The 23,701-nt window shown below is 53.4% G+C and carries 19 protein-coding genes; 10 read left to right on the forward strand and 9 right to left on the reverse strand.

Going from position 1 to position 23,701, the window contains the following annotated elements; all coding sequences use genetic code 11:
- The first annotated feature begins 2 nt into the window (after nucleotides 1-2).
- The 3 genes from L2D14_14605 to L2D14_14615 all read left to right on the forward strand — a co-directional run bounded on the left by L2D14_14605 (nucleotide 3) and on the right by L2D14_14615 (nucleotide 4,824).
- Nucleotides 3-2,138 carry a hypothetical protein gene (locus L2D14_14605; protein ID WNJ99090.1) on the forward strand — a complete coding sequence of 712 codons (2,136 nt, stop codon included), beginning with the start codon at nucleotides 3-5 and terminating at the stop codon, nucleotides 2,136-2,138.
- A 112-nt stretch (nucleotides 2,139-2,250) separates the two neighbouring features.
- Nucleotides 2,251-2,715, forward strand: coding sequence for a flagellar biosynthesis regulator FlaF (locus L2D14_14610; GenBank protein WNJ99091.1), 465 nt, complete (start codon nucleotides 2,251-2,253; stop codon nucleotides 2,713-2,715).
- Nucleotides 2,716-2,865: 150 nt separating this feature from the next.
- Nucleotides 2,866-4,824: a tetratricopeptide repeat protein gene (locus L2D14_14615; GenBank protein ID WNJ99092.1), complete on the forward strand. Its 1,959-nt coding sequence runs from the start codon at nucleotides 2,866-2,868 to the stop codon at nucleotides 4,822-4,824.
- Here the strand turns inward: L2D14_14615 and L2D14_14620 are convergent.
- Both L2D14_14620 and L2D14_14625 read right to left on the reverse strand, forming a co-directional pair.
- Nucleotides 4,821-5,339 carry a flagellar biosynthesis repressor FlbT gene (locus L2D14_14620; protein WNJ99093.1) on the reverse strand — a complete coding sequence of 173 codons (519 nt, stop codon included), beginning with the start codon at nucleotides 5,337-5,339 and terminating at the stop codon, nucleotides 4,821-4,823. The genes L2D14_14615 and L2D14_14620 overlap by 4 nt on opposite strands.
- 25 nt (nucleotides 5,340-5,364) lie before the next feature.
- Nucleotides 5,365-7,068 (reverse strand): tetratricopeptide repeat protein, encoded by a 1,704-nt coding sequence (locus L2D14_14625; protein WNJ99094.1) that lies wholly within the window; start codon nucleotides 7,066-7,068, stop codon nucleotides 5,365-5,367.
- Between the two features lie 49 nt (nucleotides 7,069-7,117).
- Between L2D14_14625 and L2D14_14630 the strand changes: the two genes are divergently transcribed.
- Complete coding sequence (locus tag L2D14_14630; protein ID WNJ99095.1) at nucleotides 7,118-8,293, forward strand: glycosyltransferase family 4 protein; 1,176 nt, start codon at nucleotides 7,118-7,120, stop codon at nucleotides 8,291-8,293.
- Nucleotides 8,294-8,322: 29 nt separating this feature from the next.
- On the opposite strand, the gene L2D14_14635 is transcribed toward L2D14_14630, so the two are convergent.
- Both L2D14_14635 and L2D14_14640 read right to left on the reverse strand, forming a co-directional pair.
- Nucleotides 8,323-9,429, reverse strand: a complete 1,107-nt coding sequence (locus L2D14_14635) for a glycosyltransferase family 9 protein (protein WNJ99096.1) — start codon at nucleotides 9,427-9,429, stop codon at nucleotides 8,323-8,325.
- A gap of 139 nt (nucleotides 9,430-9,568) precedes the next feature.
- Nucleotides 9,569-10,393, reverse strand: coding sequence for a hypothetical protein (locus L2D14_14640; GenBank protein ID WNJ99097.1), 825 nt, complete (start codon nucleotides 10,391-10,393; stop codon nucleotides 9,569-9,571).
- Nucleotides 10,394-10,569: 176 nt separating this feature from the next.
- Here L2D14_14640 and L2D14_14645 point away from each other — a divergent pair, with 176 nt between their 5' ends.
- Complete coding sequence (locus L2D14_14645; protein WNJ99098.1) at nucleotides 10,570-12,522, forward strand: DUF115 domain-containing protein; 1,953 nt, start codon at nucleotides 10,570-10,572, stop codon at nucleotides 12,520-12,522.
- Here the strand turns inward: L2D14_14645 and L2D14_14650 are convergent.
- Both L2D14_14650 and L2D14_14655 read right to left on the reverse strand, forming a co-directional pair.
- Nucleotides 12,519-13,904, reverse strand: coding sequence for a tetratricopeptide repeat protein (locus tag L2D14_14650; protein WNJ99099.1), 1,386 nt, complete (start codon nucleotides 13,902-13,904; stop codon nucleotides 12,519-12,521). The genes L2D14_14645 and L2D14_14650 overlap by 4 nt on opposite strands.
- Nucleotides 13,905-14,028: 124 nt before the next feature.
- A complete protein-coding gene (locus L2D14_14655; GenBank protein ID WNJ99100.1) occupies nucleotides 14,029-15,174 on the reverse strand; it encodes a flagellin in 1,146 nt (381 codons plus the stop codon).
- A gap of 296 nt (nucleotides 15,175-15,470) precedes the next feature.
- Between L2D14_14655 and L2D14_14660 the strand changes: the two genes are divergently transcribed.
- The 5 genes from L2D14_14660 to L2D14_14680 all read left to right on the forward strand — a co-directional run bounded on the left by L2D14_14660 (nucleotide 15,471) and on the right by L2D14_14680 (nucleotide 21,130).
- Nucleotides 15,471-16,559, forward strand: coding sequence for a radical SAM protein (locus tag L2D14_14660; protein WNJ99101.1), 1,089 nt, complete (start codon nucleotides 15,471-15,473; stop codon nucleotides 16,557-16,559).
- Complete coding sequence (locus L2D14_14665; protein ID WNJ99102.1) at nucleotides 16,546-17,853, forward strand: hypothetical protein; 1,308 nt, start codon at nucleotides 16,546-16,548, stop codon at nucleotides 17,851-17,853. Before L2D14_14660 ends, L2D14_14665 begins: the two co-directional genes overlap by 14 nt.
- Nucleotides 17,854-17,886: 33 nt before the next feature.
- On the forward strand, nucleotides 17,887-18,126 hold the full coding sequence (locus tag L2D14_14670; protein WNJ99103.1) for an acyl carrier protein: 240 nt from the start codon (nucleotides 17,887-17,889) through the stop codon (nucleotides 18,124-18,126).
- A 214-nt stretch (nucleotides 18,127-18,340) separates the two neighbouring features.
- Nucleotides 18,341-20,020 (forward strand): radical SAM protein, encoded by a 1,680-nt coding sequence (locus L2D14_14675; GenBank protein ID WNJ99104.1) that lies wholly within the window; start codon nucleotides 18,341-18,343, stop codon nucleotides 20,018-20,020.
- 30 nt (nucleotides 20,021-20,050) lie between these two features.
- Nucleotides 20,051-21,130, forward strand: coding sequence for a hypothetical protein (locus tag L2D14_14680; protein WNJ99105.1), 1,080 nt, complete (start codon nucleotides 20,051-20,053; stop codon nucleotides 21,128-21,130).
- Nucleotides 21,131-21,143: 13 nt separating this feature from the next.
- On the opposite strand, the gene L2D14_14685 is transcribed toward L2D14_14680, so the two are convergent.
- The 3 genes from L2D14_14685 to L2D14_14695 are packed head-to-tail and all read right to left on the reverse strand — an operon-like array spanning nucleotide 21,144 to nucleotide 23,700.
- Entirely contained in the window at nucleotides 21,144-22,109 is a 966-nt protein-coding gene (locus L2D14_14685) for a transketolase C-terminal domain-containing protein (protein WNJ99106.1), read from the reverse strand.
- The gene (locus L2D14_14690) at nucleotides 22,106-22,942 is read right to left on the reverse strand and encodes a transketolase (GenBank protein WNJ99107.1); all 837 of its coding nucleotides are present in this window, start codon (nucleotides 22,940-22,942) and stop codon (nucleotides 22,106-22,108) included. The genes L2D14_14685 and L2D14_14690 overlap by 4 nt, the downstream gene beginning before the upstream one ends.
- Nucleotides 22,943-22,956: 14 nt before the next feature.
- On the reverse strand, nucleotides 22,957-23,700 hold the full coding sequence (locus tag L2D14_14695; protein ID WNJ99108.1) for an SDR family NAD(P)-dependent oxidoreductase: 744 nt from the start codon (nucleotides 23,698-23,700) through the stop codon (nucleotides 22,957-22,959).
- Between the last annotated feature and the right edge of the window lies 1 nt (nucleotide 23,701).

Consider the following 23,701-nt stretch of genomic DNA (forward strand, 5'->3'; position numbering starts at 1 on the left):
TCATGTCCCGTATTTCCAGCTACGCTTCCAATGCCACCCTGATCAACCAGATGCTGCGTACGCAGAACAGGCTTTATGAGCTTGAAGCGCAAGTCAGCACCGAGAAACGCTCACAAGACTATCTTGGCATTGCGGTCAATTCGCAACGCCTGGTCAACATGGAAAACACGAAAGCCCAGTTAGAACGCTTCATCGACAACAACAACCAGGAAGAGGTCCGCCTCAATATCCAAAGTACGGTTGTCGATGGCATACGCGACACTGTGCGGGAATTTCAGTTGTCACTGAACAACTATGCGATTTCCAACGTCAAGAACGAAGAAAAAGTCCAAGAAATTCAGGCCGCTGCATATCGTGGACTGGTGAGCTTGCAGAACCTTTTGAATACGGACGTTGCCGGCCGATTCATTTTTGCCGGAAGTCGTGTCGCAAACGAACCTGTTGAACTTGGCATCTCTTCAATATCAGGTTTTCAGTCGAAGTTTGACGGATATAACGTGAAAGTCCCGACGACACGCGATGCGGTCCTCGAAAATTTCACCTTCAGTGAGGACGAAAACAACGCCACGACCCAATTCGTCAATCCGGCGAATTTCCTGACATTTGCGCAGGATGCCGATGGGGTGACGACAACCGGCGGCAACAGCTCGATCACGGCGACATCAGCGCTTTTTTCCAACCTGACGGCAGGTTCGACAATCGAAGTCACCGATACGGCATCCAACAACGGCACCTATACGGTTTCCAGCGTCACGAACAGCGGCCGTACCGTCGAAATCGTCACTACGATGTTGACCGATGAAGCAGCCGTCGCCAATACCACAGTCAGCTATAGAAATCCGTCAAATGATTCGCAGGAAATCACCCTGACGGCGGCCGCAAATATCGGCAACCTCAGCTTTACCCGCGCGACCAACACACTGACCGCGTCGACAGCGGGCGGTCTGACCGGCATCCCCGTCGGCGCACGCATCACCGTGGCCGGCACGACCCTGAACGACGGCAGCTATACCGTCGCCAGCAACGACGGTACGAATATCACGGTGCAATCGAACAAACTGACCGATGAAGGTCTCGGCGCCGGTAATACTTTCTTTGATTTCCACACCGGCTCGCAGGTTGTGTTCACCGCCAATGGCGGCACCAACGACGATACGATCGCCATCCAGCAGAACGGCGGCGGCGGCGCCGTTCCCGATGTCTTCAACGGGCTTGCCGTTGGTGACACGGTAACCATCGCCAATACGGGCTCAAACAACACAACTTATACCGTAAATGCAATTTCCGCAGACGGTTCGACGATCACTGTCGATGAAACGGTAACCAACGAAACCGATTTCAACGCGACGTTCTCGGGATCCAACAGCTTTGCCTATACCGTCGGCACGCAGATCGATTTCAACGCTGCGACGGAAACCATCGAAATTCAGGATTCGGGCGGCACAGCCGTCCCCGGGGCATTCTCGCAACTCAAGGTCGGCCAATCGATCACGGTCAGCGGCGTGACGACCAACAACGGCACCTTCACGGTAGCCTCGATTGCCGCCGACGGATCCTCCATCACGGTTAACCAGGACATCACCGTTAACGAGACAGACAATAATGGTGCGCGTATACAATCTTTCGCCGCCGCCGGCACAATCAAGGCCACGCCATACTATTCAGGTGACAGCGTGGCCTCGACGCACCGCACGAGCGACCTCAGAAGCTACGAAAACGATCTTACCGCGATCGATCCGGCCTTTGAAAAAGCGATCCGCGGCATGATGCTTATTCTACAGGGCGCTTACGGCACATCCGGTGGACTGGACGAAAATACAGACCGCATCGGCCAGGCCAAGTACCTGATCGAGGCCTCCCTCGAATTTACGGTCAGCGGCAGCCCGCCATTCGGCACAGAAGTCGAAGGCAGCATCGAACAGGTACAGCAAGTTATCGGTTTTAATCAGGTTCTGTTGAACACACAGAATACACTTCACACCGACTTTATCGGATTTCTCGACGGTTCTATCGCGGACATAGAAAACGTCAATCCTCTGGAAGCGATTACCCGGCTTCTTGACGATTCCAGGGCGCTGGAAGCCTCATATCAGACGTTTGCCCGTATCCGTCAGCTCAGTCTGACTAACTTCCTATAATTAAATACTAAAGTAGGTTCAATCACGATCCGACAATGAACGAGTTTCCCCTGTTCCCAACAACTAAAGATGTTATGATAGCGAAGGGTCCGCAATAATGGATGGTTATGCAATGAGTTCTCAGCAAAACAAAATTAAGAGCTATGAACGCGTTCCTGCAGGCGGACAACCCGCGCAGACGGAAGCGTGGGCGCTTCTGGAAGCAGCCAATCGCATGGCAGGCGCTATCGTCAGCGGCAATCCCGCTGAAAAAGAAACCCAGGAAAAAATGAAGACGTCGCTCAGGCTGAACTGGCGTCTTTGGACGATTTTTCAGGCCGAGCTGTTGGATGAGAGCTGCACCGTTCCAGACGAAATCCGCGTCAACATGCTGACCCTTTGTCAGTTCGTCGACAAACAGACGGTAAAAGTGCTGGCCGGTCCGACCCCGGATAACATGGTGCCGCTTATCGATATCAATCGGAATATCGCCGCCGGCCTTATGAACCTGCCGGAACGCGACCCCGAAGCCAGCGCCCCTGCGCCAGAGACACCAGAAGAAGACCAGCCCAAGATTTCAATCGATACCGAAGCCTGATCCCCCAGAAATAAGTGGAGCAGCACAAGCGGAGGTTTCCCTGCCCGCTTTGTGGTATTTCGCTTATCAGAAATTTGTGCGTCGGTTATACATCATACATACTTGGTGAAACCTCAACCATCGCAACACTGGACAGGTCACAGATTAACGATGAATGACGCATCAGCCAAAGATCAATACCTTGATGATATCTATGCGATTATTGACCTAGTCAGGGCACGTGAGACCGACGATGCGCTGGGGCTGATACAAACGTGCCTGCCAAAATATCCGGATTCGCCGGAACTCCTGCTTTTGGCCAGCGTTTGCAGTTTTCACCAGGATGATATCGGCCGCGCCATCGAATTATGTGAAACCGCGCACAAGCTTGCACCTGACGGCCAGGAAATCGTTGATAGTCTGGCAGTTCTTCATGTCCTGACGGGTCAGCATAATGAAGGTCTATATTATGCCAAACTGGCAACGACGCTGGCACCGCATCCGGATATTCCCGACTTGTTGCCTTTGGAATTTTCCGACTTTTTCCGGGCCTTGAATTCATCACGGCCGTCGCCTCACTATTTGAACGGCTTGTTTGAGTTCAACTCGCAGAACTTTGAAAAAGCGTCCGACGAGTTCCAGCGCGAGTTGCGTATCAACCCCGACAACCAGGGTGCTTTGAAAAAGCTAGGTCACGTACTGATCCGGCTCGGCCGCCCCTCTGAGGCCATAAAAATACTCGAGGCCTATGCGCTAGATAACCAGGGCGACGCTGAATCTACTGCCCTTATGGCACTCGCGAATTGCTACTTGGCGAACTTCGAAGTAGCTGCGGTATTATGCCGGAAAGCACTCGACGAAGATCCGGATTCTACGGAAATCGCCATGCAGATCCTGGAATCTTCAAGATTCTTCGTTGGCGATCTTGAATCCACGCACCAGGAATTTCTCGAAAGTCTTTATGCTCGTGTCTCCAAGACGCTGAATGATGATGATGATGACATTGAAAGCGAAGGAACATACGCCGCAAACAAAGACAGGATCGATGTTGCCATCGTCTGCAACAGTCTTTTCGAGAGCAACACCGCAACGTTCTTATTGCCGCTTCTGGAAAATCACAACCAGACCCGGTTCAATATTACGACGTATCAGCAATCGCCCACCGGCGGCTCCGTCTTTAACGAGTTAAAGAGCAAATCACCGAATTGGCGGCGAATCGTAGATATCGACGACGATGTCGTTGAAATGATTATCCGCCGCACCGGCGCTGATATCGTTATCGATCTTTGCGGTTTTTCGGAAAACGGCCGCCCGTCGCTGTTCGCGCGCCTGAGCGACCTGGTCGTTATCAATATGTATCGTTATCCATATGGCCTCGACGCGCCGGGAACCAACACGGTGCTGTCCGATGCCGTCACGGCAGATGCCGATGCGGCATTGATCAACCCCGACCAGACGAGCATTCACTGCGAGGGCGGTTTATTCGCTATTAATGAACCCCGCCTGATGGGCGACGTAAAGGCGCTTCCCGCCACAAGCAACGGGTATGTCACATTCGGCGGGACGGCCGTACTGGCTCATCTGTCGCCAAGCACTGTTCAGATGTGGGCGGATATTCTGCACGCCGTACCCGGTTCCAAGCTTCACCTTGGATATGTCGAACTCGCTTCTGCGGATGTTAAGGAGCGAGCGGCAGGACTCTTTGCAGATGCAGGCCTGCAAGACCGGGTTTCGGTCTGGAACACAGATTACGATCAGCGAAAAAATCCGTCGTACTTTAACGCCGTTGATATATTCCTTGATACGTACCCTGCCTGCCGGCCGTTGGATCTGTGCCATTCACTTTGGATGGGAGTCCCGGCAATCACGAGGCAAGGCGATAAACGCAACGCGATGATGGGGGCCAGCGTCGTGAACTCGGCCGGAAAACCGGAATGGATTGCCGCATCCCATGACGAATTCGTGGCTACCGCGGCAGAGCTTGCCGCCGATATCGATGCACTTGCTCAAATTCGAGCGGGGCTGCGCGATGACGTGAAGGCGTCAAAATTTCTGGATACGGCAGGTTATGTCAGAAGCCTTGAAGAAGCCTTCGAAAAGAGCCTCTCCAATCGCCAAGCTGCCGGTTAGCTCTCTTCAGTTTTGTCAACCAAGTCGCTCTCATCGGCTTCTACATCGTTTGCCTTCTCCAGGCTGTCGTGGAAGCTCTTGAAGACCTGCGTTTCATGGCCGATGAGTTTTTGCGTCAGCTTGAGAGCATTGTAATATTTCTTATTTTCGACGTGCTCAAGAATCTTGTCACCGATTTCCTTCGCGCTCGGCGCCGCCTTCATATAATCATCCAGGAACTGCCGGAAAATCGAGACATAGTGGTCTTTCTTATCCGGGAACATATAGGCGCACTGCAAAGCGAAGTAGACACGCGCCGCAGGTGTCGCCGTTTCGGCTTCCGACAGTATTTCCTTTTCGCGCAAAATCGCAGCTTCGTTATGGATCAGCAAACTCGCATTGTTGCCGATGTTTTCAACAACAGCGCCGTTGATGATCATTTTGTCGCCGGACTTAAAATCGAGTTTTAACGGCATGGATTTCTTCCTTGTTAAGTTTCGATCGTGCAGACCGTCTGCACTGCTTTCTGCTATCACGAATATGGCTGATTGCGGCCGTCATTCAATGTTTGTAGGTAGATATCCGTTCTCGCAGTTCATGTTTAACCGTTTTGATGACCCCCGCCCAATCGCCTCGCCTGGTTTGACGAAACACCCGCATCGAGCTGTACCAGGGCGTTGTCGTTCCGGTGCGCCCCCAACGCCAGTCGGCTGCCGTGGGCAGCAAGAGCCATAACGGCTTGCCGAGTGCACCCGTAACATGCGCAACCGATGTATCGACGCAGATCACAAGATCAAGATTAGCAATTATTCCCGCTGTTATGGAAAAGTCACTAAGTTCTTGTGACAAATCCTGCACACGATCCGCAAATCCCGTTTCTAAAATTTTTGCCGCTCCCTCGCCTACCTGAAGGCTATAAAAAGAAACGTCGGCCAAATCAAATAATGCTGAAATTTCGTGAAACGGGATACTTCGGATCATATCGCGTTCATGTGCTGGATTGCCATGCCAGACAATGCCGACCGAGAATGTATCCGGCCTTGAAAACATACTGTCCGGTGCTTTCAGATACCCCGCCGCAGCGGGGATTGAATGCAATTCCGTTTTAAACAGACGCGGCAATTCCATCATCGAAATCTGGAAATCAACGTCCGGCAGTCGCTCTCCAATGGCAAAGACGCCATTCGCGCCTTCAACCGTTTGCAGTAGTTTGTGCAATGGCTTGGGGCTCTGGCAGTACACGCATGCGCCCATATTTTGCAGGGGACGCGCATAGCGGACAAACTGGATGGTGTCCCCCATCCCCTGCTCCGGGAACATCAGGATGGATTTACCGGCAAGCGGCTCACCTTGCCAAATCGGTGCCGAAGTCGGTGGTTTGGTATGTAAAAACGCCTGCGTTTTCAGGCGCCATGAATATTCATCCCACCCCCGCGGCAGGTCTCCGTCCGAAAGCCGTGCAAGGCCTAAATTAAAATGGGCTTCGGCATGTTGTGGATTAATTTCCACAGCCCTTTCAAACATTGTGGCAGCCTCGTCGAAAAGGGTCAGGCCATCGAGCGCCACTCCTTTATAGACCAGCGCCGGAACATAATCCGGGGTCTTATTGAGGATGATGTTCAGTTGCTCCAGCGCTTCTTCATGTGCCCCCATGGAATTCAGGGCATCTGCAAGGCTGCTGCGTGTAATCACATCTTCGGGATCCAGATCAAGTGAATGCTGGAACATCGTAACGGCTTCACTTTTACGTTTCAGAGCACTAAGGCATATGGCGATGTTCCTGGTCGTCCCCGCTTCGCCCGGGAACAATTCATCAATCTTCTTGTATGTCTCATAGGCGTTTTCGATCTGCTTTAATTCCATGTACGCCTTGGCCATCGTACGCAACGCACCGTGTGCACCTTGATCCAGATCCAAGGCCTTGCAGGCAGCGCTCAAGGCTTCTTTATATTGTTTCTCCGCCAGGAACATTTTTGCCAGACTATCGAAGGCGGGCACAAAATCGGGATGAGCCTCAACGGCGCGTCTGAAATGCATGATCGCTTCGCGATTCCGCCCGCTCTGGTGCGAGATGATACCCAGAAAGTGCAAAGCTTCCGGTTTGTCGGGAAATATCCTCAGAACTTCCCGGTAACAACGCTTCGCCTCGGCGATTTTACCGTCCCGGTGCAGCACCACACCATCGGCCATCAGTTCCGACACGCGGTCAATTTCCTTTTGTGACTGTCCTGGGTTATCTATCATTTGCGGTGATGCGGCCTTCATTGAAACTCACGTCGTCGGTCGACGGCTATTAGACTACAGAGCAGCCTTAATGTTAACAAAGCGAATTGGAATATCCTGGCAGCTCACCGACTTGCACGGTTGGGGCGTGTTTGGCCTGAACCTCGCCAATCAACTCATTCTGAATGGCCCGGTGCCGCCATTGCTGCTGTCCGAGCCCTATATTAAATCCATCAGTCCGGAGTTGAACCAGCGTCTTGAGCCCTTTTTTAAGGAACAGGCCACTTTGCTTGCTCAGATCGACGCGGCCAACCGACAAGCGACGTTGAATGAAGTACTTGTGCTTCACAGCCTCGGGAACTCGTTTATCCATTCCCCCATCAGCGACAAGGTCCTGGGACACAATAACATCGGATTCGTCTTCTTTGAGAGCATCCAGATGGATCCTCTCGCCATGGACCGCGCCCGGCGGTATGACAAGATCATCGCCGGATCGAGCTGGAACCGTGACGCTATACGCGACATGGGTTTCGCGAATGCGGATTTCGTATCTCAGGGCGTCGACCTTGAGCGCTTCCAGCCGCGCGAAAAGCTCGGCACCCTCGGCGATGTGTTCACGGTCTTTTCCGGCGGCAAGCTTGAGCTCCGCAAAGGGCAGGATATCGTCCTCGCGGCTTTCAAGGAATTTCATGCGCGGCATCCGGATTCCATTTTGCTGACGAACTGGCATAACCCGTGGGCAGAAACAGCCAAGAACATGCGCTTTTCACCGCATGATGTCAGCGAGCCGGATATCGACGCGAATGGCATCATCGATTTCAAGACATGGGTCGCAAAAGCCGGTTTGCCGCCCGAAGCGCACATGGATGTCGGCATCGTGCCGAATTCCCACATCCCGACGATCATGACCGAAGCCGATGTGGCGCTATTCCCCAATCGCTGCGAGGGAGGGACCAATCTCGTCGCCATGGAGACAATGGCAAGCGGCATCCCGTGTATTCTATCGGCGAACACCGGTCATCTGGACATCATAAACGCAGACAACTGTTATGCTCTGCGAAGCCAGCAGCCGTCACCTGCCGGCATTGATCCGACCGGGATCTGGGGTGAGTCCGATATAGATGAAATCCTCGAATGCCTGGAAAAGGCCTATACCGACCGCGAGGACGCCAAAGCGCGCGCAAAGGCCGGCGTAGAAACGATGCAGAAGCTGTCGTGGAAGAATCAGACGGCACTGCTTGTCGACGCCATTCAGGAATATATGTGATCCCCCACCAAGGGTCGCCGCGCCTCACCCTAGGGCAATTGTGCATCCGGACCTTGGTCTAATATGCCCTGAAGCCGCGCCTGCATATCGGCAATCGGCAGTTCATAGCTGTCCCTATGGCGCGCCCTGAACAGCCGTGTTCTCGGATACCAGGGGCTGAAATCCACATTCATCATCCAGCGCCAATCCGGCACTTTCGGCAATAACACCCAGGCCGGTGTACCGATGGCGCCGGCCAAGTGCACAACCGCCGTATCGACGCTGATGACAAGGTCCAGACAAGTGATCAGTGCGGCGCTTTCCAGCATTTTGCCATGCGCCAAATCCAACTGTGCCGTAATCTCATCGTAGCTTTTAATACTCCCCGCAAATGCCGGATCATTCGCCGCTTCGCTGCCCTGGCCGACCTGAAGGCTGATCGCATTGATACCCGACGCCAACATCGGCTGGAACGCGCTTAACGGGACGGAACGTTCCGCATCGCGGGCGTGTGCCGGGTTCCCCTGCCAGACGAAGCCGACATTGAGTTGCCCGCCACTCAGCCGCGCGCGCCATTTCTCAACCAAGGCTTCGTCGACGGTAAGCCACGAAGCCTGCGGTATGGTTTCCGTGCCGGTCCTGAAAATCGCCGGCAAACTGAACGCATCGGCATAGATGTCAAAGGGCGGCGGCACTTGTTCGTATTCCATAATGCTGACACCGTCATGCGCCTCCAGACACCGGAACAGCTCCCTGAAGCCGACGAAAACAACCAGAACCACAGCCTTAAAACGCGGTGCCACCAGTGGGATGTATCGCGCGCACATCAAAGCATCGCCGATCCCCTGATCGCAGGTCACGAGGAGTGTCTTTTCCCCTGCATCCTCCAACTCCAGTGAGGTACAATAAGGCTGCTTGAATTTGGCCGGCGCTTTTTCCTGATACACGAAATCCTGCAAACGCTGCATGAAATGCGGCCAGGCTTCCGCATACCTACCCTGACGCAGCAGAAACTGGGCATACATGTAATGTGCCATGTCGATGGCAGGTCGCCGACCGGCAAGCTGTCGATAGAGTTGCTCCGCTTCGAAAAATTCACCGGCATTTTCAAATCCGACGGCGCGCTGTAAAGCGGCGGCAAGTTGCCTTGTGTTCATTCCGATCTCGCCCCACCGTAACCCAATGAACGCTCAAGGCCTAGCAACAGCCCGAAGCGGATGCACCTTTGTAGCAAACAAAGCATATCGGGTGGAATTATCTCGGAAAATTTAAAGCCGTGGTGACGGCAAATCCGGATTACGTAAAAAGATTGAGGACCGAGCCCGCCGGGGGGGTCGCGGTACGCAGCCGTTCGGTAATGGCTGTCGCGAACTCACTGTTAATTTCAAACGATAGGGAAATCGCTCGCAGCGTGTTGCCGAGATCGACCTGGAGATCGGAAATCTGTTGCTGGCGGTTTTGCTGATCAACAACGGTCAACTCAAGCAGATCGCTATCTGCGATGGCGAATTCAGATTGCAGTTTGTTTTCCAGAAACAACACCGAAGATACGGTGTTCGATGTTGTGGAAATCCCGTTGGCGACCTTGTTATCAAGCTCGGTCAGGAAATCGGTAATGCCACTGTTATCACCGTCCAGCGTCCCGACAACAGGTGTCAGAGCCTCCAATTCGGCCTGCGACTGCTTGAGCTTCTGAATAACCTCGCCATCGTTGAAGTCGGGATGTACGAAGATATAGATGTTTCTCAACCGCTCCGCGACTTGATCGCGTTTCGCTTCAAAAGCCGCGACTTCATCGGCCGTCACGTCGTTGTCGTTACTTATCGTCGCACGTAGATCCGTGAGTTCTTCCTGAAGCGCTTCCAGTTGGCCGCCATTGTTACGGTTCCCTTCCCGGTATTCCTCCAGGATCGGTAACGCGGCGACAAGTTTGCGGGATGTTTTTTGCAGCGCTTCAATGCGGTGCGAATTCGTCGACTTCGCACCCTCAATATCTTCCACCTTATCGTTGTAGCGGCCGATAAGGGTGTTTTGCAAATTATTGAATTGAATTTCGAAGCTAGAACGAACACCAGCTTGCGCCACCTGCGCAAGATTCAAGCCAAAATTGGTATCAGCCATTATTCTAACTCCTCATGGGCATTCTACCCTCTTGATTTATAGCAAATTCTCGTCAGAAAAGCTAATATTTCTTCATCGGGCGGGTATTTGCCATCAACATGATGTTAATCATAAAGCGCTAAGTATCCCCTTATGTTTACTCCGTTTTTCGCTACGCTCAGGGACCTTTGATTACCATGCTGGACACCACCCCTCCGTCCGATCAGGAACGCGCAGAACTGAAGAGCAAAAATCTCGATGCCTTCAAGAAATACAACAGCCGTATCAGGTCATTGCTGGATAACCACAGACCTGGGACAAAGCTCGTCTTTGATGAGGCAGGGCAGCCCGATATTATTTTCGAGGGGCAGAGATTTTACGATGGCCGATATTTTGAAATCATTGACGAGCAATCCAAAGCTTTTGAAAACAACCGGACACGTTTCAATCTCTCAATTCCACAACCGAACGAAATCGACTCATACGGCGCGACATTCCTGCACGATGTAATCAGCCGCGCGACGGTCGACAACGGAATTGAGTTCATAAGATACAGAACCAAACCGGACGCCTTCTTCGCCGTTGTTTTCGGGATCGGATTGGGCGGACACCTGAAAGCTGCCGCCGAAATCTCTAAATGCAAGCACTTGATGTTGATCGATCCCAACATTGAGACACTCTATCACTCGCTGGAGGTTTTCGATTGGGAAGAGCTTTTTGACATGCTTCACGAGAGAAGAGGCACTGTCGAATTCATTATTGCCAACGATCCGTATGTTGTATTTGAAACCTTGAAATTTCAACTACGTATCCTGAATGCGCCTGGCATTGATGGCACGCAACTTTTCGACCACTACAATAACACTGTTTTTGTCGGGGTGAAAAAAAGCATCGCCGAGAAAAATCGCCTGATGCTTGCCGGTCTCGGCTTCTTCCTCGACGAAAAAATAATGATCAAGAATACCCATGCCAACCTGTCCAAGGGCGGGGCGCATATTTATCATCAAAACGAAGGCGATAACATTCAGGTTCCATGTTTTATTGTCGGCTGCGGTCCGTCACTGGACCACGATCTTCCCTACATCAAGAAAAACGCCGCCAACGCAATCGTCATTTCCAGCGGTTCAGCATTGGGGCCGCTGCTGAATGCCGGCATCACGCCCGATTTCCAGATCGAAGTCGAAAACGACGGAATACTGCCGATCATGGAACATGTCGCGCAGGATCATGCGCTATCCGACATTTGCCTCGTCACTTCGAGCACGGTTGAAGCAGGCATCGTTAAATATTTCGACCGCATTATCTATCACTTCCGCCCTGCCCTCAGCCCCTACGGTATCTTTTCGGACGATCCCAAGAACACAATCCCCTTCCACGATCCGTCCGTCGTGAACTCCAGCTTCGGGTTTGCTCAAGATATTGGTTTTAAAGAATTTTATCTATTCGGGTGCGATATGGGAACACGTGATGCCAACATGCATCACGCCAAAAACTCATACCACTTCACCGAGGGTGCGCATCTACCGGATAACGATTTCTGTATTCCGCTGCCGGCGAATTTCGGCGGCCAGACAATGACCAGCCAGGGTCTGTTTTGGGTTAAGGAGTGCCTGGAAAACGCGATTACTAGCAAGCCTGTCGGACGCACTTATTATAACTGTACCGATGGCGCATTCATCCAGGGTACAATTTCAAAACTGGCCAAGAGAGTTTCTCTCAAAGAAATCACCGACCCGAACTTCAAACGCGACTTTGTGAAAAAAACTCTGGACAGAAACCCGGTCATGACCCGCGAGCGCTTCAATGAGCTTTGGAATACCGAAAAAGTCCTGACCACTATTGACGATTGCATGGAACGCATCAAAACGGTCATCGAGAATGCGAACTTTGTCACTGACAATTCCTATCAGATAGACATGAATCATATACTGTTTCATTCTCCCACAGCCTTGCAACGCGGTGTCTCAACATTGTTCCGGGGAACATTGCAAATGGCGCTGATGTCGACAGAATTTTATGCCAACCGGCTGAAAGACGACGAGGATGCAGAAAATTTCGAGACCATCCTGCGTGAGGAACTCTTCACGATGTGCGATACGCTTCAGGACGAAGCCGTCGACCTTGTCAAAAGCCTTGATGACGAAAGCTAATTTTGTTGTTCGCCAGAAAGTTGATCGAGAGCATCGTTGATATCGTCAACGACACTCTGCCAGTCACCAACGGCAGGTTGGCGAAATAGCCTCATGCTGCGATACCATGGCGTATCGGCACGATGCAGCATCCAGCGCCAATCGGGGAAGTGTGAGATCATCGTCCAGACTGGCTTCGAAAGTGCGCCTGCCAGATGTGCCAGAGCTGTATCGACGGTTATCAATAAATCAAGGTTCTGAATGACCGCTGCAACATCCGTCAGGGGGCGGGCCTCCTCGAAGAGCGTATGCGGACGGATTTTTGGATCGAGGCTTGTAATCTGCGCCGCAGCCTCACCAATTTGCAGGCTGATGAAACAAATATCCCGTCGCCGCAGGATGATTTCCATTTCCGACAATCGAACTGAACGCTTGTAATCAGTCTTGTTGTCGGGATTCCCGGACCAAACCAATCCAACTTTAGGACCAACACCAATACCGGCAATGACTTCGCCCCATGATTTTATGGTTGCGTCCGGGATCGCAATGTAAGGCGTCATTTCCGGGATGCTGTCAGCGGTTGTTTCAAACAGATGCGGCAAACTCAGCATCGATACTTTGAAGTCGACATCGTCAACGGTGTTTTCCGTCGATACACATCGCGAAATCCCTTCTATGGTGCCGAGCAGATCCACCAAAACCTGTCCGCATTGAAGCGTTACCCTGGCACCAAGTCCTGCAACCTGATTTGCATACCGGGCAAACTGAATGGCGTCGCCCAGTCCCTGCTCGGCGTAAAGCAGAATACTACAATCCTTCAGGTCCTCACCATGCCATTCAGGCGCAGAACACCTTTGCGCCCACTGCGGCGCGCCCCGGTTAACAACTTCGTTGCGCAGCTCGAAGCCTTGCCAGCCTTCTTTGAATTCCCCTTTGAGGAGTTTCAAAATGCCAAAATTATAGCGTGCTTGAAGATGTTCGGGCTCACGGCGGAGGCAACTGCTGAACATGGATTGCGCTTCATCGAATTTTCCCTGTTCGTTAAGGACGGCGGCCAGATTGACGACCGTTTGCGCGCCCCGGTCACCAAATCGAAGTGCTTTTCGCAATGCTTGTTCAGCGGCATCGATACTGCCTGTGTAGGCATAGGAAACACCGAGCATCTCCAGTAAACCGGCGTTTTGCGGCGAATTAGCAACGCCGCGTTCCAATATCGGGACCGCGTCATGGAATTGCCCAAGTGTCACATACGCGAAACCGAGCCCCGCAAGCGCCTGTACGTTTTCGGGATCCAGATCCAGTACTTCTTGGAAACGATCAACCGCGTGCGGCATGTCCTCTTGCGCAAGCAAGGCTTGCCCCGCGCTCAGGTGTTCTTGTGGTGTAATATCTTTGGCGTTCATGCAGTTAACATCTCACGTCGCAAATTGATCGCCAAAAAGAAATCGACCGCCGCGTTTCCGCGACGGCCGTTTCTTTGTAGACGTCCAGTCCAGCTTATAAAAACCGGACTTGTGGGTCTTATTCTTAACGGAAGAGACCCAGGATGCCCTGTTCTGCCTGACCAGCGAAGGCCAGAGCGGAAATACCGAGCTGCTGTCTGGTCTGCAGAGCGAGCAGGTTTGCACCTTCCTCGTTCAAATCGGCCAGTGTCAGCTTGCCGGAACCAATCTCAAGGGTGTTCACGTAGTCTTCCGTGAAGTCGAGACGGGTCTGAAGCAGAGCCACGTTTGAACCCAGCGTTTGCGAGCGTGCACGAAGGGTCGTCAGCGCCGAATCCAACTCCGTGATGATCGGATCGATCGTGGAGGTAACGCTCTCCGTTATATAGTTGGTGTTGTTGGCAGATACGTCGATTTTCGCGGTCGTACCGTGTGCCGTCGTGACGAAGCCAGCCGTAGCACCGGTGACGTTGGCGGTCAGAACGCTAATCGTCAGAACCTGACCCTGCGTAATGGCCTGGGTGTCGATGGCCGACGTTGAATTGTTGGCGGCTACGATATTGAAGGAAGCCGTACCGTACTGAACGGAAAGCGAACTACCGGTATCAGACACCGTCACGCCGGTACCCTGATAGGTAACCGTGATCGGGCCGCCACCGGAACCAACCTGCAAGCCGGTCAGGGCAGAAAAGTTGAAGGTCGTGTCCGTTGCAACAGCAACGTCGGCAAGGCCGAGACCGGTTTGGGTCGACTGCGCCGCGCTGATCGTCAGCAAGCTGGAAGTCTGATCGGAGAAGCTGACGGAAAGTGATTCCGTCGCGTTATCGATCAGGTTGGTCCCCTGATAGCTGGCGTCAGCGGCCAACTCACCAATCTGCGATTTCAGTGTGCCGAACTGCGTGATCAAATCGGTAAACTGCGTACCGGTCGCCGACTTCAGAGATGATGCAACACCTTTGAGCTGACGAACGATGGCTTCAATGCTTTCAAGACCACCGAGAGCCGCGGTAACCGTGCTGATCCCCTGGTCAATACCATCTTTCTTTTCGTTGAAGTCGAAAGCACGGTCATTCAGCGACTTCGCCTGGAAGAACGCGACCGGATCGTCAATGGCGCTTGCAACTTCAAGACCCGTGGACAGACGGCCCTGCGTCCGTTCAACGAGAGAGGTGGTGCTTTGCAGTGAGAGAAGGCTGCCACGTACGGCGGCTGAGAGGGTAATATCGCCCATTAATTTAACTCCTTTCTAGAGTTTCTAGAGCATACTATGGGGTGAAATATTTTACTTCACCTTTTCGACTGGGAGCCTCACAAGAAACTTCCAGCTACACTGACAACCTTTAACCTGAACCTTGCGCCGGAGTCAAAAAGAATTTTCAAAAAAATTTTCACTCCAATTTGACAGATTTAACAAACAAGATCATAAACTGGCAGATGCTGTATGATGTTACGAGAGTGTGGTTTGACAAATACTCTTATATATCAAGCATTTGCTCCTAGAATCGGAGCTTATTGAGGATCAGAATGATGGGCGAACGCGACAAAGTCGAGCACGTTGAATCCGTTAAGTATACAGATGTTGAAGCTGTTCTCGCCGATGAATTCGGCGAGCGTTTTCGTGCGTACAGGCAAGATTACAAGAAGAGCCTGAACTACGACACCAACGGATTTATCCCCGATTTTCCCCTTACCGTTTCCCTGGAATTCGTCAACCGCTGCAATCTGAATTGCAAGATGTGCTACACGATCAATCACAGCGCCCCCAAGGCGACGCTTGATCTCGCACACATCGATGCAATCATGGACGAATGCGCAGCACACAACCTGCCTGCCGCCGTCGTCGGCATGGGCTCTGAAGCCCTGATCTATAAAGGCGCACGCGATGCAATTGCCAGTGTGCGCCGCGCCGATGTGATGGATGTTTTTCTCGGCACCAACGGCGTCTTACTGAACAAGTCTTTATGCGAGTTTCTGGTTGCCGAGCGGATTGCGCGGATTGAGGTCTCTCTCGACGCCGCAACCCCGGAAACCTATGAGAAAATCCGCGGCAAGAACGAACTGGCGCGAATCGAGGCCAATCTCGAGACGCTGATAGAGACCCGCAAACGCGCTAACTCGAAACTTCCCGTCATCCGTCTATGTTTTTGCGTCCAGGAAGACAACCTTCATGAACAGCAGGCGTTTCTCGATAAATGGCGTGATCGTGTCGACTACATCGATTTTCAGGAAATGGTTGATTTCGGGCAGGTCGACGAGTTGATTGAATTGGGCGACGAGGCCCATGTCTCCAAAGACCTGCCGCAGCCGCAAAGCACCTATTGCGCCTATCCGTTCAATAGCCTTCATGTCTGGTCGAACGGGGATGTCACGCCGTGCTGTACGTTCTTCGGCAAAGCCCTGAAGATCGGCGATGCGACGAAAGACACCCTCAAGGATATCTGGGAAGGCAAAGAACTCGCGGAAATCCGCAATCAGCTCCTGAGTGGAAAACTCAATAAAGTGTGCCATGCATGTTTGACGTGCCGCGATAAAGAAAATTTCGCCGCTGCCGGCGACACCGCCAGCAGAGAAACGCACAAAGAGCCCCTCAAAGAGGCCCTCCATGCCGAAGGGTAGCGTCAACTTTGTCCTCTGCGTGGATACCGAAGGGCCGTTGAACGAGACGGCCTTGGCCTGCGTCACACGGCTCAATCATCTCTTTGATCTGTCGCTGCCGCTGGAGGCTGAAACGCTCGATAAGCTCCGCCAGGGCGGGTTCGACCTGCCCGACGATGTGCGCCGGCAAATTAACAAGGTCATCGCCCCCGACGTCCGGGACTGGCTCGGCACCTGGGACCAGGTTGAGCGGAACATAGATGATTGCTCAACCCCGGAATACCGCGCACAGGCTATTGATGACGATGGCAACGGCATCGTGTTCAACTGGTTTGTGTGTGACTGGAGTGGCGATTTCCGCGTCAATCCGCGGCATAAACCGATCGGCATCAATGGCGTATTCGAACGATACTGGGAACGCTTCCATAACAAGCCCGATACGGATCCCATCTATTTCCACCACCACAGCGTTCCCTTGACCAAAGCCACGCACCACCCGTGCCGGAACTGGACGAACGACACCAGTCACATCACATCGCTGGTGTCGCAAATGCTCGAATTTCAGCATTTCGCGCCATGTGTGCGGACACCGATCATGGCTGCGGACATCAGCTTTTTCTGCGATCAGTATTTCCCTTTCGATCTTTCCAATATCGCATTGCCGCCCTCGAGCAGCGACCAGCCCGACGTCGCCAGCCGCCGCTGGGTTGACTGGGAAGGCGCACCTTCGGACTGGTCGATCTACAGGCCGGATCCCTACGATTACCGCATTTCCGGGGCCGGCAAACGCTGGATAGGCAGGTCCATTCAGCTCGGCAGCCGCTACGGGAACCTCGATGAAGCAGAAATGACCAAAGCCTTCAAACGCGCCAACGCCGGTGAAGACGTGCTGATGTCCTGCCATATTCACGATCATTCCCCGATGCGTAAGTACGGTGCCTTTTGGGCCATGCTGGACAAGATGCGCGCCGCTTACCCGGGTGTTCATTTCCGCAATTCGACCGCTGTTGATGCCTTCCGCCGGGTTGCCGGCATCCATGACCGTCCTGCGCCGAAACTAACGATGACGGTCAAAGGCGACGAAGTCTGGATTGACGCCGACGCGCCGATTTTCGGTGTCCAGCCGTGGTTCGGGTACAAGACGAAACTCGGCGAATACGGTTGGGATAATCTGGACGTGATCGAACCGACGCGCTGGCGCTATACGTTCGATGCATTGACCGTACCGATTGACTTTATCAGCGCCGTTGGCGTTGCCTGCTGCGATGCCAGCGGCAATTCAGCGGTTGTTACAAAAGAACTCTCAACCGCATAATTCGCGGATTGGATTATTCAGGAGACGACGTAAATGGATGTTCAGAAAGAATATGACCGGGTATTCGTTGAAATATTCGAGATCGATGAGGAAAAGCTGAAGGAAAACCTCGAATTCAATTCCATTGAAACATGGGACTCGATCGGCCATTTGAGCCTGATCTCCGAACTCGAAGAATGCTTTGATATCAGCCTGGAAACCGACGACATCGTTGACTTCAGTTCGTACGAAAAAGGCAAAGAGATCTTAAAGAAATACGGGGTCGCGTTTTAAAAGAAGACCAATACTCAGAACAGCTCGAAATATTGCTGGGTATGTTGTTGAGCGGTTATTGGACATTCTTTTTAGAGACAAGAACTTGCTGAAATGCTAGGCTCCAACGTTGTTTGTTTTAAATGATTAAAAGTCGCGATACTGCGCCGGGGCCGAAAAGTAATTCTGCCCATTGGAAACAACATCGAATGCTTATCTATACGGAGAAACCGTCATGGCCAGCTTTCCTTCTACGACAGAACCGCAAGAGAACACTTGGGTTAGCGTAAAGCGTCAACAGACCCGCGAGCTAGATTCTCTGCCGATCATCGACCGTTCGCTGATCGATTACAGCAGGTATCATCAATTTATCGGCCATGCGGGCGTGAAGTACTCGATGGCGGTGCAGGCCACACGCGGTTGCCCGTACCGGTGCTTTTACTGTGACATCTATAAAACCACAGAATTCCATTTCCGCCGCTCCGATGAAAACCTGATCGATGAAATCAAGGTTCTCGCCGATCTCGGCGTCAAACGCGTTGAGTTCATCGACGACATATTCAACGTCAATTCCAAACAGTTCATCCGCTTCTTTGAATTCGTGATCAAGAACAACCTGGACATGAAGTTCTTCTTCCCGACCGGCCTCAAGGGCGATCTGCTGACCAAGGACATGATCGACTTGATGGTGGAAGGCGGCTCAGTCGGTGTAAATCTGTCGCTCGAACACGCTGCGCCACGCATGCAGGAAGTCATGCGCAAAAACCTGAATGTCGATGTGCTGCACGAGAACCTGACGTACATCGCCAAGAACTATCCTCAAGTCATCATTACCCTGAATGCGATGCACGGGTTCCCGACGGAAACCGAAGATGAAGCCAACATGACGCTGGACTTCATCAAGAGTATCAACTGGATCGACTTCCCGTATCTGCACAATGTCCGGATTTTCCCGGGCACCGAATTGGAGCATTTCGCCCTCGAGGTCGGTGTGCCGCGTGAGATTATCGAGGCGTCACAGGATATGTCGTATCACGAGATCGCCCCCACGCTGCCGTTCTCACGTGAATTCACATCGGGCATCCGCACCAAGTTCGTCCGCGACTATGTGCTGAACAAGGACCGCCTCAAAAGCGTTATCCCTCGCCAGCTCGAGCAGTTCAGCGTCGAGGAGCTGGACCAGAAGTACAACAGCTACTTCCCGACCAAGCGGATCACATCGCTTGCCGACGTGCTGAAGCTTGCCGGCCTTAAGTGGGAAGACGTCAAACCCGCCAAACAGTTTGATGAGGCAGATGTTGCAATCCCCAACATCTACTCGGATTGCAAAGAGAAATTCTCCGCACCGAAAAACCACAAGCCGGAAATCGATCTCCTGCTGATCGACATGTCGTCCTATTTCAGCGATGACTTCGATAATCGCGAATACAATGTACTGGAACCGCCGCTCGGCCTGATGGCTCTGCAATCGTATGTGGATCGGGCTCTCGAAGGACGTGTCAGCGCCAAGTTGACCAAATCCCGCATTGATTTCGACAGCTTTGAAGAGCTGGTTGCCATGATCCGCGAACGCAACCCCGATCTTATCGGCTTCCGCGCCATGACGTTCTACAAAGGCTTCTTCCACGATGCCATCAAAGCCATTCGCGATGCCGGGATCGACACCCCGATCATTGCCGGCGGCCCGTATCCGACAGCATCCTACGAAGAAGTTCTGGCGAACGACGGCGTCACCATGGTTGCCATCGGCGAAGGTGAACAGACGCTTGTCGATGTCCTGCAGATCATGCTCGAAAACGGCAACGAGCTGCCGGATCAGGAGCAACTCAAGACGTTGCCGGGAATAGCCTTCAAGATGGATATGATCCCGGGAACGGCGGCACGCGGCCAAGAGCAAATGCACGCGCTTACGTAAACCCTTTGAATTACGGTTTGCGACTACACCATGCTCAAACCCTTATCGCTCAAGACACTGCCTGACGTCGCCGAGTTGGCTGCAAAGGTCTTCAAGCCCGGCTACATCTCGCTGCGTCCCGACTTCTTTGAGTGGCAGTTCGAAAAAGCTGCTGAATTATTCGGTGACGGCAGCGATGGCGGCACGTGGATCAGCACGGACGACAATGATCGCGTCACCGGCATCTGGCTCTCGTCTATTCAGCCGATGTGGCTCGAAGGCAAGCCGTTCATGGGCTCGTGGGGGCATGACTGGTATGCCGACCCCGATATGATGGGCGGCGCGCTCCCGCTAATCATCGACCAGATTACCGCGCGTGGTGTATTCGGCGGTATGGGCGCCGGGATCGATTCCGTCGCCATCAAATCGCGTATCTTCAAATATCAATGGGTCGAGATGCGGCGCCTGTTTGGCGTGATCGATCCCGTGCAGACGCTGACGATGGTCAAAGGCGCACGGCCGAGTGCAAAGCTCTATCTGCGGATGATCTCCAAGTACCGGGATTCCTCATCCGTCGAAGCCAGCAAAATCGACACTTTCGATGCCGCTTATGACGATGTCTGGGCGGCGATGCGCGACACCATCAGCTTCGGCACCAACCGGACCCAGGAATATATGAACTGGCGTTATCGCGACAATCCGTTCATCGATTATCTACGCTATCGCTTCGACACACCGGACGGCCCGGCTTATTTCGTTTGGCGCTATGAAAAGTATGGCGATGCACCGCGTGTCGCCCGGATCGTCGAGGCCATCGGCTTACCTTCGGCCATCGCCGCGGCATATCCGGCGCTTGCGTCGATCCTTGCCGGCGATGACGTCGCGTTCTGCGATTATTACGGCACCCACGGCGAAACGATTTCAGGGCTGCTGTACGGCGGCATGCGGCAAATCGTGACGCTTGAGGAGTTTGATCTGCCCCGGTTGTTTTCGCCACTTGCCGATGATTTTCGCAAAACCATCAATCTTTCCGTTATCGTCACGCCGGAATATGACAAACCCTGGCTGTATGACATGAACAAGTGGCTGGTAACAAAGGGCGACGGCAACCAGGACCGCATCAATCCCTGAGAAGACTAGCGCCCTACCCCAGCGCAGACTTGATGTCCCTGGCAATGAGCGCCGGTGTCAGGCCGTTAAATTCCAGAATATCGACATAAGCACCAGACTTGGCATAGGAATCGTCCAGGCCCAAAATCAGTTGCGCCGGGGCTTTGTCGATGGCCGATTTAACCTCGGCAACGGCACTTCCCAGACCGCCGATCTTAGTATGCTCCTCGACGGTGACGATCAGTTTATGCGTGCCGCAAAGTGCTGTGATCTCGTCCCGGTCAATCGGCTTGATGGTATGCATGTTCACAACCGCTGCGGAAATCCCGTCTTCGGCAAGGTGTTCCGCCGCTTCAAGCGAAGCATTGACCATGGTGCCGGTGGCGATAATGGCAACATCGTCGCCGTCGCGCAGGCGGATGCTTTTCCCGATCTCGAAGTCATAATCGTCTTCGTAGACCATCGGGTTGGGCGTGCCGCCCGTCAGGCGGATATAGACGGGGCCCGGTGCATCCAGCGCGGCAGCCAGCGCCTTCAATGTTTCTCCGCAATCCGCCGGCGATAAAACCGTCAGATTGGGGATCGCCCGCATCACCGCCAGATCTTCGATACAGCAGTGCGAGTAGCCGAGTTGACCAAGCACAACGCCGCTGGCCAGACCGACAAATGTCACCTTGTGCTGCATATACCCCAAATTGACTTTGATCTGTTCACAACAGCGCATGGTCTGAAACGGCGCGAATGTCGCACAGACGGTATTCATCCCTTCGCTGGCGAGACCCGCCGATATGGCCATGACGTTCTGCTCGGCGATGCCGACTTCCAGGTATTTTTCCGGGAAGGTCTTGCGGTAGCGGTCGAGGCCGGCCGACGTCGATGTATCGGCAGCCACGACGATCAGGTTGTCGCGGTCTTCCGCCATTTGCAGCAGGCCTAACCCGAAAGCCGCCCTGGACCCGATCCGCGACCATGCCTTCGCATTGCGCTTGTCGATCTTCATGACGCATCCTCCCGGACGACGCCCAGTTCCTCGAGGCCTGCCTCGTATTGAATTTTCGTCAGAACCTTGTGATGCCAGTCGTTGTCACCCTCGGAGAACGAGAAGCCCTTGCCCTTGACCGTATGCGCGACAATGCACGTCGGCTGTTCGCCTCTGGGTGAAGTCAGCGCTTCCAGCAAGGCGCCGACATCATGACCGTCGATCTCCAGCGTACGCCAGCCGAAGGTGCTGAATTTCGCTGCGATATCACCGATCGGCATGATCTCTTCATTGCTGCCGGTCTGCTGAAATGTGTTCCGGTCGACAATGGCGACCAGGTTGGACAACTTGAAATTCGGCGCTGCCATGATCGCTTCCCAGTTCGACCCCTCGTTCAGTTCGCCATCGCCCAGGATCACATAAACGCTATAATCTCTGTTCCGCCGTTGTCCGGCGACCGCAACACCAATACCGAGCGAGAGCCCCATGCCGAGGCTCCCCGTTGAAAATTCGATACCTTTCTTGCGGTTCATCACCGGGTGGCCGAGCAAAATACTGCCGGTGGTCTCGAAACTCTGAATTTCCACTTGGCTGAGCAGGCCGATCTCGGCAAGTGCCGCGTAATACCCCAAACAACCGTGCCCCTTGGAGAGGATAAAGCGGTCGCGCGCATCCCATTCCGGGTTCTTCGGGTCATAGCGCATTACGGCGCCGAACAGCGACGCCATGATATCGACGATCGAGAGGCCGCCACCGAAGTGCGAACTGCTTGCGCCTGCGGCCAGCGACATATCCAGGATCGTGCGGCGCATATTCCTGGCCATGTTCTCGACATGGGCTTTCTGCTCATTCATGGCATTCATTCCGGTTACATTCCTCCATCCACGCTGAGCACCTGACCGGTCATATAGGATGACAGGTCCGAAGCCAGAAACAGCGCCGCGCCGGCAATTTCCAAGGGTTCGCCGAGCCGCCCCAGCGCCGTGCCCGCCAGCGTCGCGTCAATTGCAGCGTCTTCCGTGCTGCCCCGCATCATATCCGTTTCCGTCAGGCCCGGCGCGATGGCATTGACGCGGATGTTTACCCCGCCCAGCTCTCGCGCCATGACTTTCGTCGCGGCAATAAGCGCCGCCTTGCTGGCGGCATATGCGGCACGTCCCTCGTTACCAAACACGGCCGCGCTTGAGGAAATGTTGATGACGCTGCCCGATTTGTTGCGGAGCATCGCGCGCATCAGCGGTTGCGAGAAACCCATCTGCGAGATGAAATTGATATCCATCATGTTCCTGAACGTTTTGGCGGGTGTCATCAGAAAACTCGCGGTTTCAATCGCACCGGCATTGTTGACGATGACATCGATGGGAATCTTGTCGGCCAGAATTGCTTTCGTCGCCGCTTTCACGGCAGCTTCGTCGACGAGATCGAAATACACCGGCTCGACCCTGACCTTGTGCTGAGTGGCCAGGTCACCAACGAAGCGCTCGAATTCATCCGTTTGCGTGCGTGCGCAAGCCCAGACATTCGCTCCCTCGGCGGCAAACAGCGAAACAATGGCCTGCCCGATACCACGGTTTGCGCCGGTAACGATTGTATTCTTGTCTTTCAGAAGCATG

The sequence above is a fragment of the Thalassospiraceae bacterium LMO-JJ14 genome (assembly GCA_021555105.2).
Taxonomy (GTDB): domain Bacteria; phylum Pseudomonadota; class Alphaproteobacteria; order Rhodospirillales; family Casp-alpha2; genus UBA4479.